General features: G+C 59.2%; 10 protein-coding genes. 2 read left to right on the plus strand and 8 right to left on the minus strand.

Annotated features, from left to right (window positions below; genetic code table 11):
• Window positions 1-284 precede the first annotated feature (284 nt).
• Together ACYU7Z_RS06885 and purL are read right to left on the minus strand one after the other, a co-directional pair.
• The gene (locus ACYU7Z_RS06885; protein ID WP_460568729.1) at window positions 285-1,934 is read right to left on the minus strand and encodes a CTP synthase; all 1,650 of its coding nucleotides are present in this window, start codon (window positions 1,932-1,934) and stop codon (window positions 285-287) included.
• A gap of 221 nt (window positions 1,935-2,155) precedes the next feature.
• The gene (gene purL, locus ACYU7Z_RS06890) at window positions 2,156-4,411 is read right to left on the minus strand and encodes a phosphoribosylformylglycinamidine synthase subunit PurL (RefSeq protein ID WP_460568731.1); all 2,256 of its coding nucleotides are present in this window, start codon (window positions 4,409-4,411) and stop codon (window positions 2,156-2,158) included.
• Window positions 4,412-4,603: 192 nt separating this feature from the next.
• On the opposite strand from purL, the gene ACYU7Z_RS06895 reads away from it, so the two are divergent.
• Together ACYU7Z_RS06895 and ACYU7Z_RS06900 are read left to right on the plus strand one after the other, a co-directional pair.
• Window positions 4,604-5,854: a hypothetical protein gene (locus ACYU7Z_RS06895; RefSeq protein ID WP_460568733.1), complete on the plus strand. Its 1,251-nt coding sequence runs from the start codon at window positions 4,604-4,606 to the stop codon at window positions 5,852-5,854.
• 119 nt (window positions 5,855-5,973) lie between these two features.
• Entirely contained in the window at window positions 5,974-8,160 is a 2,187-nt protein-coding gene (locus ACYU7Z_RS06900; protein ID WP_460568735.1) for a glutamine synthetase III family protein, read from the plus strand.
• A 152-nt stretch (window positions 8,161-8,312) separates the two neighbouring features.
• On the opposite strand, the gene ACYU7Z_RS06905 is transcribed toward ACYU7Z_RS06900, so the two are convergent.
• From ACYU7Z_RS06905 to ACYU7Z_RS06930, 6 genes are all read right to left on the minus strand, one after another.
• The gene (locus tag ACYU7Z_RS06905; protein ID WP_460568737.1) at window positions 8,313-9,173 is read right to left on the minus strand and encodes a hypothetical protein; all 861 of its coding nucleotides are present in this window, start codon (window positions 9,171-9,173) and stop codon (window positions 8,313-8,315) included.
• Window positions 9,174-9,176: 3 nt separating this feature from the next.
• Window positions 9,177-9,716, minus strand: coding sequence for a heavy-metal-associated domain-containing protein (locus ACYU7Z_RS06910; protein ID WP_460568739.1), 540 nt, complete (start codon window positions 9,714-9,716; stop codon window positions 9,177-9,179).
• Window positions 9,717-9,747: 31 nt separating this feature from the next.
• Window positions 9,748-10,308 (minus strand): heavy-metal-associated domain-containing protein, encoded by a 561-nt coding sequence (locus ACYU7Z_RS06915; protein ID WP_460568741.1) that lies wholly within the window; start codon window positions 10,306-10,308, stop codon window positions 9,748-9,750.
• 69 nt (window positions 10,309-10,377) lie between these two features.
• Window positions 10,378-10,764, minus strand: coding sequence for an HYC_CC_PP family protein (locus tag ACYU7Z_RS06920; RefSeq protein WP_460568743.1), 387 nt, complete (start codon window positions 10,762-10,764; stop codon window positions 10,378-10,380).
• Between the two features lie 142 nt (window positions 10,765-10,906).
• On the minus strand, window positions 10,907-12,922 hold the full coding sequence (locus tag ACYU7Z_RS06925; RefSeq protein ID WP_460568745.1) for a putative porin: 2,016 nt from the start codon (window positions 12,920-12,922) through the stop codon (window positions 10,907-10,909).
• Complete coding sequence (locus tag ACYU7Z_RS06930) at window positions 12,922-13,740, minus strand: purine-nucleoside phosphorylase (protein WP_460568747.1); 819 nt, start codon at window positions 13,738-13,740, stop codon at window positions 12,922-12,924. The genes ACYU7Z_RS06925 and ACYU7Z_RS06930 overlap by 1 nt, the downstream gene beginning before the upstream one ends.
• Window positions 13,741-13,775: the final 35 nt, after the last annotated feature.

Genomic DNA, 13,775 nt, shown 5'->3' on the forward strand with positions numbered 1-13,775 from the left:
TGGGCGGCAAAGGTAAGCAACCGGGTCCATGCGACACCGGGTAATCCGGGAAACCGGTGGGTTTTCGGTGAACGGCGGAGAAAATGTGGTACTGGCGCTCCGGGTGCGCCAAGCGTAACCAAAGCCCTCCCTTCCCGGGCTGGGCGAACGATGGAGTAATGGCCCTGGCCTGGTTCGCCCCACGCAAAGCCTGAGCGCAATGAAAAATGCCGAAGCACACCCGCCCCGGCATTCCCTGTTTTATGTTCCTTGTTCAATATCCCTTGTTCCTTGTTCGCTATTCCCTAAATCATCTCGCTTTGCAGCAGCGGGTTCTTCAAGCTTTGGCGGTTTTCGTTGTATTGGCGCGCTGCGGCCACGAAGTGCACGAAGATCGGCTGCGGAGACTCGACGGTGCTTTTGAGCTCCGGGTGGTATTGCACGCCGATAAAGAACGGGTGGTCGGGCAGCTCCACGATCTCCACGAGGCCCGTTTGCGGGTTGCGGCCGCTCATGACCATCCCGCCCTGCTCGTATTGCTCGAGGAATTCGTTGTTGAATTCATAGCGGTGGCGGTGGCGCTCCGAAATGTCGGTGCTTCCGTAGATCCGGTGGGCCAGCGTGCCGGGCTGGATCTGGCAGGGATAGGCGCCGAGACGCATCGTCCCGCCCTTCATCGTCACGGCCTTCTGCTCCTCCATCATATTGATGACGGCGTCGGTAGCGTCGGGGTCCATCTCGGTGGAGTGGGCGCCGGAAATTCCCAGCTTGTTGCGTCCGTACTCGATCACGGCCATCTGCATGCCGAGGCAGATACCGAAGAACGGCAGGCCGCTCTCACGGGCATACTTAACTGCCGTGATCTTTCCTTCGATGCCGCGGTTGCCGAAGCCCGGTGCCACGAGGAGGCCGTCGAGGTTGGCGAGCTTCTCGGCCACGTTGTCATCCTGTATAAATTCGGAATGGATCGGCAGCACCGTCACCTTGCATTCGTTCATGGCGCCGGCGTGCACAAACGATTCGAGGATCGATTTGTAGGCATCCTGGAGCTCCACGTATTTGCCGATAAGGCCGATGTTGAGCCGGGCCTTCGGGTATTTCAATTTGTTCAGGAAGCCTTTCCACTTTTCGAGGTCGGGCTCGCCATAGCCTGAGATATTCAGCTTCTTCAGCACGATCTCATCGAGCTTCTCATTCTGCATCAGCAGCGGCACTTCGTAGATGGTGCTCGCGTCGGGGGCTTCGATAACGGCCTCGGGCTTCACGTTGCAGAACTGCGCGATCTTTCGTTTGATGTCGTTGTTGAGCGGCTCCTCGGTGCGGCACACGAGGATGTCGGGAAAGACGCCGTTTTCGGACATCATTTTCACCGAGTGCTGCGTGGGCTTTGTCTTGAGCTCCTTCGCTGCTTTCAGGTATGGGATCAGTGTCAGGTGCACCACGAGCAGATCTTCCTCGGGAAGATCCCACTGCAGCTGGCGTACGGCCTCGATATAAGGAAGTGATTCGATGTCGCCGACGGTTCCACCGAGCTCGGTGATCACGATGTCGTAATCGCTGGTCTGGCCCAGCGCGAGCATGCGGCGCTTGATCTCGTCGGTAATATGCGGAACCACCTGGACGGTCTTGCCGAGGTAGGCGCCCTCGCGCTCCTTGTTGATCACGGTCTGGTAGATGCGTCCCGTGGTTACGTTATTGGCCTGCGTCGTAAAAATGTTGAGGAAGCGCTCGTAGTGACCGAGGTCGAGGTCGGTTTCGGCGCCGTCTTCGGTGACATAGCACTCGCCGTGCTCATAGGGATTGAGCGTACCCGGATCCACGTTGATGTAAGGATCGAATTTCTGGATGGTTACACGGAGGCCGCGGGCCTGAAGCAGCTTGGCCAGCGAGGCCGCAATGATGCCCTTGCCCAGAGAAGAGGTAACGCCGCCTGTAACAAAAATATACTTCGCCATCGTTCAGATAGTTGTCGCTGTTTTCAAGAATGTGTCAGAAGAAAGGAGCCGGGTGACCAGCAGGGAAAAGAATCTTTCCGGGAGGTCATGCAAACCTACGGCAAAAACAGGGCTGAAAACGGGGTTTTAACAGAGCTGTGGACAGGAAGTTTATAAGTCGGAAGCGGGAAGTCGGATTTATGGCCTGCTTCCCACTTCCGACTTCCCACTTACTTACTTTCTTACAGCAGTCCCAGCGCTCCGTCGCTTTCCACATGGCCGGCCAGCAGCGATTCGATGGCGCCGTCGTAGCGGTCGCGCCAGGAGCTGATAGTGCCCCAGTCTTCGCCATCGATCAGCAGCTCACCACCAGTAACGGTGCCGAGGCGCTCGAAGGGCACAGCGCCCAGGGCCGCCTCGAAGACCGCGGCCTGCGCCGGCAGCACGCTCATAAGCACGCGGCTTTGCGCCTCGCCGAAGAGGAAGGCGTCGGGGCGTACAAAAGGATGCGACGTGATATCGAAGCCAAGATTGTTGCGGAAGCCACTCTCGCAAAGGGCCACGAAAAGCCCGCCCTCGCTGAGGTCGTGGATCGATACGGCGAGCCGCTGCTGCGTGATGGAAGCCACAGCCTGCTGCAGCGCAAACTCCTCTTCGAGGTCGAAGTGCGGTGCCGGGCTGAAGGCGACACCGGCAACCTGGTGCAGGTATTCCGAGCAGCCGATATCGCTGCGCGAGGTACCTACGAGGTACAGCAGGTCGCCGGCGGCGGAAAAGGACAGTGTTGTTTTCTTTGAAAGATCCTCCACGAGGCCCACCATGCCGATCGTCGGCGTCGGGAATACAGGCCCATCCGGATTCTGGTTATAGAACGATACGTTGCCCCCCGTCACCGGTGTATCGAAGCGGCGGCAGGCATCGCCCATGCCTTTGATGGCGTTTACAAACTGGTAGTACACCTCGGGATCGAAGGGATTGCCGAAGTTGAGGCAGTTGGTGACACCCAGGGGCTGACCACCGCTGCACACGATATTGCGCGCGGCCTCTGCCACCGCGATCTGCGCGCCCTTATAGGGATCGGCATACACGTAGCGGCTGTTGCAGTCGACGGTAACGGCAAGGCCTTTGCCCGTTTCTTTCACGAGCACCACCGCAGCGTCGGAAGGCGCGTTGGTGGAGGCATTGTTGGTACCAACCATCGAATCGTACTGGTTGTAGATCCAGCGCTTGCTGGCGATGGTCGGGAGCGTGATGAGTTGTTCCGCGACCGATTTCAGGTCTTCCGGAACGGCCACAGTCGCGGCATCGAAGGCGCGGATCTTTTCAAAGTAGGCCGGCTCGCGGTATTCGCGGTCGTATTGCGGGGCACCGCCGCCCAGCACCAGCTCCTGCGCGGGAATCTCGGCTTCGAGCTGCCCGTGCATGTAGAATTTCAGGAGGCCATCGTCCGTGACCTCGCCGATGACGGCGCTCTCGAGGTCCCACTTGCGGAACACCGCGTTCACTTCGGCCTCGCGGCCCTGCTCCACCACCAGCAGCATCCGCTCCTGGCTTTCGGAGAGCAGCAGCTCCCAGGCCTTCATGTTCGACTGGCGCATCGGCACTTTGTCCAGGTCGATCCGCATGCCCACTTCGCCCTTCGCGCTCATTTCGGCGGTGGAGCAAATAATGCCCGCGGCACCCATATCCTGCATGCCGACTACTGCGCCGGTGGCCAGTACCTCGAGACAGGCCTCGAGTAATTTCTTTTCCTGGAAGGGATCGCCCACCTGCACGGCGGGGAGTTCCTGCACACTGTCGGATGTAATGTCGGCAGAGGCAAATGAAGCGCCGCCGATGCCGTCCTTGCCCGTTGCCGAGCCGACGTACATCACGGGGTTACCGGTTCCAAGCGCTGTTGCCGAAACGGTCTTGCCGGCGGGGACGATGCCTACGCTCATCGCGTTGACCAGCGGGTTGGTATGATAGCACTGCTCGAAATAAATTTCGCCGCCCACGGTAGGCACGCCGAAGCAGTTGCCGTAGTGGCCGATGCCGTGTACAACGCCGGCAAGGAGGTGCTGGGTCTTCTCTTCTTCGAGACGGCCGAAGCGCAGCGAGTTGAGGGCCGCAATGGGCCGCGCGCCCATGGTAAAGATGTCGCGGTGAATTCCGCCGACGCCGGTGGCTGCGCCCTGGAAGGGCTCGATGGCCGAGGGGTGGTTGTGGCTTTCGATCTTGAACACCACGCCGTAGCCGTCGCCGATGTCCATGAGGCCCGCGTTTTCCTCGCCTGCTTTTACGAGCATCCGTCCGCCCTCGCGGGGCAGTGTCTTGAGCCACTTGATGGAGTTCTTGTAGCTGCAGTGCTCGCTCCACATTCCTGAAAATGCGCAGAGCTCGCTGAAGTTGGGCGTGCGCCCGAGCTTTTGGCAAATGAGGTTGAATTCGTCTTCGGTGAGGCGGAGCTGCGCGGCGGTTTGTGCGGTGATCTGCATGGTGCTGGGGAGTGAGGTCACAAAACTAAGGAACGGCAATCGGCTATCGGCATTCAGAGCGAGAGAAAGAACGCAGATCTTCTATGATTGATAGGATCGACGCGGCCGGAACAGCTTGAAAAATCATAACCAATCTTAAAAATCTGCGTGTCCCGTTTACGGGATCTGCGTTCTTTGGCTCAATCCCGACTACTTTCGCGGAAATTGCCGGGCTTGACCTACCTGCTGTTCGTGTTATACCTGCTTGCGTTCATGTGGCTGCTGCGGAAGATTCGCTTCTTCCGCAATTCGGGCTTGTCGCAAACGCAGGTACAGATCGTGTTCCTGTTGAAGGTGTTTGCGGGCATCCTCTACGGCTGGGTAGGTATTTATTACAGCAGCCACGGACAGATCGTCGATACCTGGTGGCTGCACTACCAGGGCCTGAAGGAGCAGCAGCTCCTGCACCACGACCCAAAAACTTTTGTCACCGACATTTTCCGCAACAACTACCGCCATGGCTTCGGGCGCTTTTTGTCGAGCCGCGACTCCTGGTGGAACGACCTGCACACGAACCTGTTCCTGAAATGCCTGGCGCTGCTCGATGAGATCACGGCGGGCCGCTATTTCGTGAACGTACTGTTCTTCGCCTTCGCCACGATGGCCGGCTCCGTAGGACTGTTTCGCATTTTCAACGCGCTCTACCCCGGGCGAAGGACGCTGCTCTTTGCCGGCACCTTCCTCGTTCCCTCCTACCTGTTCTGGACAAGCGGCATCTTCCGCGACGCGCCCGTTGCGCTGGCGCTCGGGATGATCCTGTACTGCTTTTACCAGGGACTGCGCAACGGCTGGAAACCCCGCTATGTCGGTACGATCGTGGCCGGCCTGCTGGTGCTACTCCTGTTCCGGAATTACCTCGTGGTGGTGCTCCTGCCCGCCCTGCTGGCCTGGTGGCTGGCGGCACGAAGCCGGTATCAGCCCGTACTTGTGTTCGGGATCATCTATTCTGTTTACGGTCTCCTCTTTTTCGGCACGCGCTACATCGTGCCCGGGCTCGACTTTCCGCAGATGGCGGTGGAGAAGCAGGAGGACTTTTTTACGCTGGTCGGCAACTCGATGATCGTGGCGCCAAAACTCCAGCCGACCGCGGCCTCCTTTGCCGCCAACACGCCGCATGCCCTGTCGCTGCTCCTGCTGCGCCCCTGGCCCGGCGATGTGTACAACAGCTTTATCCTACTGGCCTGTATCGAAACCTACGCGCTGCTGGCGCTGTTTGTCTACTGGCTCCTGCGGCACCGTCGCGGTGGCCCGATTGATCCCTTCGTGGCCTTTTGCCTCTTCTTCGCCCTGACGCTATTCCTGATGATCGGGTTTACGGTCAATTTCCTCGGGGCAATGGTGCGGTACCGGAGCCTGGTGCTGCCCCTGCTCGTGACGCCGATGCTGGGCACGATCATCCTGCCCCGCTGGCGCAAAAACACATAATAATTTTTTCTATATTTATTTTTTCGAAGGACTCATCCCTGTTTTTTAGCTCTTCCGTCAATTTTTATGCACTTTTTTAGTGGATTTGTCGTTTTTTTGCGCCAAATCTATCCCTTACTATGTCCTCACTTCGACTTGAAGCGCTGAAAAATGTTCGCGCAACTGCTCCGGAGATCTCCGCGACGCCCAAAGTGACCGCCATTTTTGCCGAGAACGTCTTCACGCACCAGACGGCCCGACAATTCCTGGCCGACGAGGCTTATAAAAGCCTGATGGCTTCCGTGAAGAACGGCCACAAGATCGACCGCTCGATGGCCAACCAGATCGCCAACGGCATCCGCGCCTGGGCCGAAAGCAAGGGCGTAACCCACTACACACACTGGTTCCAGCCCCTCACCGGCACCACCGCCGAGAAGCATGACTCCTTCTTTACGCTGAAGAGCGACGGCACGGCCATCGAAACCTTCGACGGCGACGCCCTCATCCAGCAGGAGCCGGATGCCTCCTCGTTCCCCAACGGCGGCCTCCGCGCCACCTTCGAGGCCCGCGGCTACACCGCCTGGGATCCCTCCTCTCCTGCCTTTATCATGGACATCGGAACGGGCCGCACCCTCTGCATCCCCACGATCTTCATCTCCTATACCGGCGAATCGCTCGACTACAAGGCGCCCCTGGTGAAAGCCCTCGAGGCCCTCAACCGCGCCGCCGTCGACGTATGCAACTACTTCGACAAGAACGTTACCCGCGTAACGCCGACCCTCGGCTGGGAGCAGGAATACTTCGTGGTGGATGAAGGCCTCTTCAACGCCCGCCCCGACCTGCTGCTCTGCGGCCGCACGGTGTTCGGCCACTCGCCCGCCAAGGGCCAGCAGCTCGAAGACCACTACTTCGGCTCCATCCCCGAGCGCGTGTACGCGTTTATGCGCGACTACGAGCAGGAGTCGTACAAGCTCGGTATCCCGCTGCGCACCCGCCACAACGAGGTGGCCCCCGCGCAGTTCGAATGCGCGCCCATCTTCGAAGAGGTGAACATCGCCGTGGACCACAACACGCTCCTCATGGACGTGATGACCCGCGTGGCTACCCGTCACGGCCTCCGTGTACTGCTACATGAAAAGCCCTTCGCCGGCATCAACGGCTCGGGCAAGCACAATAACTGGAGCATGGCCACCGACACCGGTGTGAACCTGCTGGCTCCCGGCAAGACGCCGAAGACCAACCTCATGTTCCTGACCTTCTTCGTCAACACGATCAAGGCGGTGCATGATTATGCCGACCTGCTGCGTGCTTCGATTGCATCGGCTTCGAACGACTTCCGCCTCGGCGCCAACGAAGCGCCCCCGGCCATCATCTCGGTGTTCGTGGGACAGTACCTCGCCAAGGTGCTCAACGACGTCAAGGAGCGCGTAGGCGACAAATTCGACGAGCAGGATGAAAGCATGCTGAAGATGGACATCCACCGCTCCATCCCCGAGCTGCTGCTCGACAACACCGACCGCAACCGCACCTCGCCCTTTGCCTTCACCGGCAACAAGTTCGAGTTCCGCGCCGTGGGCTCCACCGCCAACTGCGCCAACCCGATGACCGTGCTCAATACGATCATGGCCGAAACGCTGAAGAACTTCAAGCGCGACGTCGACGGCCTCATCGAAAAAGGCGAGAAGAAAGAGATCGCCATCCTGCACACGATCCGCGAGTACATCGTATCCTCGGAGCGCGTGCTGTTTGAAGGCGACGGCTACAGCGAAGAGTGGGCGCAGGAAGCAGAGCGCCGCGGGCTGCCGAACGTGAAGACCACGCCCCTGGCCCTCGACGCCATGGTGACTGAAAAGGCCCTGAAGCTTTTTGAAGACAACAACATCTACACGCACGCCGAGCTGGAAGCCCGCCACGAGATCGAGCTCGAGAAGTACATCAAGAAAGTACAGATCGAAAGCCGCCTCATGGTGGAACTGGCAACGACCCATATCATCCCTGCCGCCGTTCGCTACCAGGGCACGCTGATCAACAACCTGCGCGGGCTGAAGGAAGTGGGCCTCGAGGCCTCCGGCGCCTGCACCCGCACGATGCTCGAGAAGCTCTCGGGCCATATCGAGGAAGCCACCAAGGCCGTGGAAGGCATGGTGGAAGCCCGCAAGAAGTGCAACAACATCGCTGACACCCGCGGCAAAGCCATCGCTTACTGCACCGACGTGAAGGAAGCCTGGTTCGACAAGCTGCGCTACCATGCCGACAAGCTGGAGCAGCTCGTGGACGACAGCACCTGGACGCTCCCGAAATACCGTGAGCTCCTCTTTGTACGCTAAGACATCAAGCAATCGATACAAGACGAAGGCCCCTTTCCAGGGGCCTTTTTTTTTGATTACTTGAGTAACCGAGTACATGATTAATAGAATACCTGGGGGAGTGGGCGATGGAGCGACCACCTGACAACTCATGTAATCATGTATTCATGTATTCATGTATTCTTCTTTCTCAGCCCGGCCTTCTTTCCCTTGCCCAATGCGCCCAAAAATATCTGCTCATAACTGATCATCAGCTGCCCGCGGGAGAGCCGGTAGATGTCGCTCGCGAGCTCGAAGCGGTAGCCCACATTGAGCTTGCCCGTACTGTTGAAAATGAGTTGCAGCGCGGGTGCGAGGTCAACGTAGTACTTCTCGCGCGGGTAGTCGAGGTTGCGGTGACCCAGTAGTTCTACGTACAGGTTCAGGTTCGTCTGGTTGTAATCGGTGTAGATGCGCGGGAGTACGAGCACGCCTACCGACAGCGAATATTCGAGCGCCGAATACGCATAAGCATTCCCGGCTTCTTTCTGCCAGCGCTCCCTGCGCAGCAGCTGCACCGTGCTGGCGCTCGCCGAAAAGGCCCACCGGTCGAGGAGTTGTGTGGCGATGAGGCCGCCCTGCAGGCCGCTGTAGTCGCCCATAAGTCCCATGTCGTTGTGGTCGGGATGGTTGCGGCTCCAGGCGGCGGCGCCGAAGGCGGCCATACGGAAGTGCCGGTGCACATCGTCGTTGCTGAGGAAGCGGTATTTCGCGTAGGCCCGCGCTCCTTCCCAGACGAAGCGCTCGTTGTGCATATCTGAAAAGAGCAGGGCGCCGTGCACCATCCACTTCTTGTTAAGCCCCAGCATCACCTCGGGGATGTAGCGCTGCTTCACCCGGTTGTCGTGAACCGAGCGCATATACATCCCGGTGAGCTTGGCGCTGACTGAGTGCGAGGGCATGTTGGAGGCCGGCTCGGTAAAGGGGTACAGCTCCTGCGCCGAAGCGGAAAAAAAGGCGCCGGCAAAAGCCAGCGCCAGCGCGTATTTCTTCATGAGTTAAATGATCGCGTGATAAATGCGGGTGGCGCTGCCCTTGCTGCAGCAGGCCGCCATCCGGCCCGTTTTAACGCAGGGCATCGACGATTTCGCCGTCCACTTTTTGAACTCCTTTGCCGAAACAAAAGATTTGTCTACCAACTGGAAGGTCACCTCCCCGGAAAGCGGCTGGCCATCGGCGTTGAGGAAGTGAAAGGTTTGCGGCCCAATCTGCAGGTGCTCGTCTTTCTGCAGTGTGGCCGCTGCGGGGAGTTGCGCGGTCACCTTGAGCGAGGCGATAGCGAAGCCTGCATCTTCCACGGCAGCGGAGAGCGCGTCGAAATCAACGTTCTGGCCTTCCTTAAACGTGAGGTTGTATTGCTGGTTCTTGATATCAACCTGCACCTTGTCAACAAAGGGAACTTTCTCGAGCGCATTCTTCACGGCACGCGAGCACATGGAGCAGGTAAGTCCACTCGCCTGGAGACTCACGCGGCGCACCTGTGCGGAGGCGGCGCTGCCGAGCAGCAGGGCGAGCAGGAAAACATAGATCGTTTTCATGTTCGTTTGTTTGCGGTAAATGGATCAGTAGTTACGACCTGGCGCAGCAGGCGGCCTTGGGTGCGCAGCAGGCGGCGGCAGGCGCGCAGCAACCTTTTTGCGGAGCAGCGGCGGCATGACGCTCGTCTTTCTTGCAGCAATCCTTTTCGGCACAACCGCCCTCTTTGCAGCAGCTCATGTCGGGGGCACACTTGCCGTCTTTCATACAGGCCGTTTGCTTGCACTTGCCGCTGTCACAGCAGGAAGCAGGTGCGGCGGCGCCGGCGCGCTCATACTGGCAGCAGGCGTGGAGCTTGTTGTAAGCTTCGTCGGATGCGCGGTAGCCGGGGCTGTCGTAGCCGGCGGCGGCAACCGATTGCTGGATCTTCGCGGTGTTCGAGGATTTCGCATCGTAACGAACCGTCAACACTTTCGTGTCGACGTTCCAGGACGCGAAGGAAGCGCCTCCTTTTTTAGCGGCGGCTTCGATGGTTTTCTTGCACATGCCGCATTCACCGGACACGTTGATGGTTTCTTTCTTCACCTGCGCGAAAGCGGCACTGGCAAAGCATACGAGGATAAGAATGGCGAGGAAGGAAAATACCTTTTTCATGATTTGTGTTTTTTAGATAAAGACAAGGAGATACAGCGGCTCATGGCCGATTGAAATAGCGATCCTCGTCTAAATCCGAAAAACAGCATTGCGCAGGTAGGTATCCTGCTTGCTGAGCAACGGCGGCCCGTGGATGGGCGTCGCCGGGCGCGGCAGCGTGACCGCAAGCGGGGCGGGCATCCAGTGCTGCAGGGTTGGTACGTTGGCAGGTGCAGCAAAGGCGGCGAGGAAGTAATACGCGCCGGGCGCATCCTGCTGCAGCTTCAGCACTTTCACCTGGTCGTGGCAGCACTTGTTCTTTTTTACCGACATCCCGCAGGTAGCGCACTTGTCGCTGTCCGTGCTGCCGAGCTGCCAGGAGTGAAAACGGTCCATGCAGTAGTGCATGTTCACCACGAAACCGGTGCTTACCGTAAAGTAAGACACAAGGATCAATATGGAAAGGAACCGTTTCACAAGCACAAAGATAAGGCCCCCTGTCCCCCGAAGGGGGCATTGAGATCGACATTTCCTATGACTTTTGTTAGGAAGGTCCTAAAGAAAGCTTGCAAGCATAAGCATACATCCACGTAAGTGCCCCCTTGGGGGGACAGGGGCGCTACCCGACAAAGCTCCAATAAATGCCAAACCGGATGATCAATCCCGGGTAGGGATAGCGCGGCGCGGCCAGGTTGTGCTGCTTGAACCCGGCAGGGCTGCTGAAGCGTAGGGTGTTGAGATTTTCGGCGCGGATGAAGGCCTTGAAGCCGCGGATGCGGAAATGCAGGAAGGCGTTGATATCGGGACGATTCCGGATCTGAGTCGTGTCCTGGTAGGTAAACTGCCCGATCAGCGGCGAATAGCTGTCGGCCTTGTACGGCGATGCATAGCGGGCTTCAATGCCGGCTACGAGATTGAGGTTGCGGAAACCGAGGTTGCCCTGGTAGGCGAGCCGGCCAATGCCGAAGAGCAGGGGCACATGCACGGCCGCAGTACCGGCCTGTTGCTGCAGGTACACTTCGGCGTCGAGGCCGATCTTGCGGTATACGCGGAACGATTTCTTCGCCTGGAGGCGCAGCAGGTTGAACACCGCGTTCTCCTGCTGCAGCGTGTACCAGTTCGTTACGTAGAGGTAGTTGGTCACGAAGAAATAGTCGGCGCCAAGCTGCACGCGGAAGCGCGGGTTGTATACGCTGGCCGAAAAGCGGCTGCTGTTTTCCTTGAAGAAGGTTTTGGGCGCGTCGAGGTAGAACTGGCTGCGGGCATCGTAAATGAACGAAGGCGTGCGGTTGTTGTTTTCGAAGCCCACCTGCAGGCTTCCCAACCGGGAGCCAAGGAGCCGCTGCAGGCGTACCTGCACGCGGAAGTCGCCGCGGTTGTAGCCCGTGAGGTACAGCTCGCCCGCGGCCAGCATATCCCATTTCTGGTTGCGCGTGCGGTTGCGGTATTCGCCGTGCGTCCAGATATTGCTGTAGTGTAGGTTCTCGCGACCAGTGATGCTGAGCAGCTGGTATGCCGCCCCGAGCTTGATAAACTGGTTGAGGTTGTCGGCAACCGGGAAGGTGTAGAACGAGAAATCGTTGGTCAGCTCACGCCAGCTGTCGCGGAACAGGAAGCTCGTATCCTTCGCAACAAAATGCAGCCCGAAGACGCTGTCGTAGATCGCCGAGTCGGGGCGCGCATCGGCAAACGCGTATTTGTATTCGCCATAGCTGATCGTGTGCTCCAGGCGAAGGCGCGGGAAAAACAGCGGGATCACCGTGGAGTCGGTCACCAGCGAGTCTTTGCGGCCGAGGTCGTACTGCTGGCGCATAACGGCGCGGAACTCGCTGTACTTGTTGCCCGTGTTGATCCGCGTGCTGCCAAGCAGGCCACCGCGCCCGTCGGAGGCACTGGTGGCCAGCAGTGTCGGGATCGCGAGGCGGTCGGCGAAGACGGGGTCGTTGAGGTAATCGCGGTCGCCGCGGATACCGCCGTTCTCGGAGGCCTGCAGGCGGTTGCCGACGAACACGATGTAGTTATTGTACCGGCGGCCCGGCGACTGGTACCAGCTGGTAACTAGGTAGTTGTTGTGATTCGTGTTCTGATTGTTGAAGACACCCGTAGCGTTGATGAGGCGGTAGTTGACCGCCACGTTCCAGGAAGGCTTCAGGTTTTGCGTGTGCAGCAGCTCAATCACCTGCTGGCCGCTCGTGCCGATGGCGTAGGCCAGCTCGGTGTAGGGCCGCGTCGTGGTGTAGAAGCGCGCCCGGTCGACCGTCCACTTGTAGGCATCGAAGGCATGCAGGCCGGGATCAAACCCCGTGGCCGGCTTCGGCGTAAAGAGCAGCGGCTGCGCCGGCGCACCCAGGTTGCCGGTATACTGCTGCGTGAAGGGCAGCGGGAAGCGGCGGTAAAAGTCGACAAGCGAGGAGTCGATCCGAAAGCGGCCGGCCGTGTCGAGGTAGCGGTAGGTGATGGTGAGGCTGTCCTCGTTCTTGTCGCGGTGGTGAATGCTGTCGCTCACCGGCCCGCCGCTTTGGGGTAGGCCGTTCTGCACCGTCCCGAGGAGACCGCGCTGCGCGCGCAGGTCGCTGCCGGCAAGGAGCGCGGCACCCAGCAACAGGAGGCAGAGGATCGTGGGCCGCAGGCGCATCAGAGTTCGCGGATGATTTCGCGGAAGATGAGAGTCAGCTTCGGCTCGGCGGCGTGTGCGGCCTCCAGCACTTCCTCGTGGGTGATGGTATTTTCTTCCTCGCGGATACCGATATCGGTGATAACGCTCATGGCGAACACGTCCATCCCCATGTGGCGGGCGGCGATCACTTCCTGCACGGTGCTCATGCCAACGGCGTTGCCACCAAGGGTATGAATCAGCTGGTACTCGGCGCGTGTTTCGAAGGTGGGACCGGTTACCCCGAAGTAGACACCCTCGCGGAGCTCGATGCCGTTGGCGGCCGCGATGGTCTTGGCTTTGGCGATAAGCGACTTTTTGTAGGGCTCGCTCATATCAGGGAAGCGGGGGCCAAAGCGCTCGTCGTTGCGCCCGAGCAGCGGGTTGATGGCAAAGAAGGAAATATGGTCGGTGATGAGCATGAGATCGCCCACCTTCCACTTCGGGTTGGTGCCGCCGGCGGCATTGGAGATGCACATCGTTTGCACACCGAGGGCCTTCATCACGCGGATGGGGAACACGACTTCCTCGGGACCGTAGCCTTCGTAAAAGTGGAAGCGTCCGGCCATGGCGATCACGGGCTTGCCGGCAATCGTGCCGAAGATCAGCTTGCCCGAATGGCCTTCCACCGTAGATACCGGGAAGTGCGGGATGTCGGCATAGGGAACGGCCGTGGTTACTTCGATCTCGTTGGTAAAATTGCCGAGACCCGAGCCGAGAACGATGCCGATGGTTGCCCCGGCGCTATTGTGTTGCTGCAGGAAGCGGGCGGCTTCCTGGATCTTATCATATTGATTCATCGCGGCAAAGATGGGAATGAATAATGAATATCGAA

It is taken from the genome of Flaviaestuariibacter terrae (assembly GCF_054777635.1).

Excerpts from the sequence above, each read along its gene's own strand:
- ACYU7Z_RS06885 (WP_460568729.1), bottom strand. The coding sequence starts at position 1,934 with ATGGCGAAGTATATTTTTGTTACAGGCGGCGTTACCTCTTCTCTGGGC.
- ACYU7Z_RS06900 (WP_460568735.1), top strand. The coding sequence starts at position 5,974 with ATGTCCTCACTTCGACTTGAAGCGCTGAAAAATGTTCGCGCAACTGCT.
- ACYU7Z_RS06905 (WP_460568737.1), bottom strand. The coding sequence starts at position 9,173 with ATGAAGAAATACGCGCTGGCGCTGGCTTTTGCCGGCGCCTTTTTTTCC.
- ACYU7Z_RS06910 (WP_460568739.1), bottom strand. The coding sequence starts at position 9,716 with ATGAAAACGATCTATGTTTTCCTGCTCGCCCTGCTGCTCGGCAGCGCC.
- ACYU7Z_RS06915 (WP_460568741.1), bottom strand. The coding sequence starts at position 10,308 with ATGAAAAAGGTATTTTCCTTCCTCGCCATTCTTATCCTCGTATGCTTT.
- ACYU7Z_RS06925 (WP_460568745.1), bottom strand. The coding sequence starts at position 12,922 with ATGCGCCTGCGGCCCACGATCCTCTGCCTCCTGTTGCTGGGTGCCGCG.
- ACYU7Z_RS06930 (WP_460568747.1), bottom strand. The coding sequence starts at position 13,740 with ATGAATCAATATGATAAGATCCAGGAAGCCGCCCGCTTCCTGCAGCAA.